This is a genomic window from Roseibium sp. RKSG952, assembly GCF_009711355.1.
This window is the reverse complement of record NZ_SMMF01000451.1, coordinates 1-1063: the sequence shown is the minus strand read 5'-3', so window position 1 is coordinate 1063 and position 1063 is coordinate 1. Positions and strand designations below refer to the sequence as shown.

Annotated in this window: 1 protein-coding gene; it reads left to right on the top strand. The window is 58.9% G+C overall.

Annotated elements, in window-relative coordinates:
* Positions 1-1008: DUF1186 domain-containing protein (locus E1297_RS01510; RefSeq protein WP_155133009.1), on the top strand; the 1008-nt coding region annotated here is incomplete at its 5' end.
* Positions 1009-1063 lie beyond the last annotated feature (55 nt).

Here is a 1063-nt window from a genome sequence, read left to right as displayed (position 1 = left end):
CAGCTTCTGCCATTCGAGTTTCGCGAAGCCACGCCTGTTCAGGCTGGTTGCGAAGCGCGGGCCATCGGGATATGGCGTGGCATGGAACGCCAATCCGGAGATCACGTCATGACGCCCGAACAAATTCTAGCCGACCTTGCCTCAGTTGAAAGTCTGCCGCGAACAGCCATGGCCGAGGCTGGGCAACGTCGCGAAGAAATGATCCCGTCTTTCCTAGAGCTGATTGAGCGTCTCAGTGTGGCGCGCATCGACACGTTGAACGAAACTGATCGCGATGCGGCCGTTTACATCTATTACTTGCTCGGGGAGTGGCGCGACTCTCGCGCCTTTCGTCCGCTTGCCACCTTGTTGCGCCAGGATCCGGACATGCTTGAACTCCTGTTCGGTGACGCGTTGACCGAGGGTACGGCGCGGGTCATCACAGGGGTCTGCGATGGTGACCTGCAGCCGATCATTGCGGTGATCGAGGACCCTTCCGCCTGTCCATTCGTGTGCAGCCAGATGTTTGATGCGCTCGTCATGATCGTTCGCGAGCGCCCGGAGCTCCGGCCGGAGGTGACAGATTTCCTCGAACGGTTTCCCGTCAGCGAGGGTGACAAGTCTGAGTTTCTGTGGGGGGCATGGGCCTTCGCCATTGCCGACCTCGGAATTGCACATCTGGAACCACAGGTCCGGGAAACCTTCGAGCAAAAACGGATCTCGCCCGAAGAGGCCGACTTTGCCCTTTTCCAGAAACGGCTGCGCGAGGCTGTCGAGGGGGGCGAGGCACAACTGTATCAAAGCAGTTGGAACACCCCGCTGATTGAAAGCGCCATCGATGAAATGTCGGGTTGGTTCTGGTACTCCAACAGTTCCGTCGTGGACCGTGAAAACCAGGCTGCCCCCGACAAGGTGTTGCATAGTGCTTCCAGAGGGACGTTCCTGCGCGACACGCCGAAAGTCGGCCGCAATGATCCGTGTCCCTGCGGAAGCGGGAAGAAATACAAGAAGTGCTGCTTGCAGGCGTGATGCCTTGGTACCGGGGCTTTCACCTCATATAGCTTGACCGGACAGATCTCCGGCG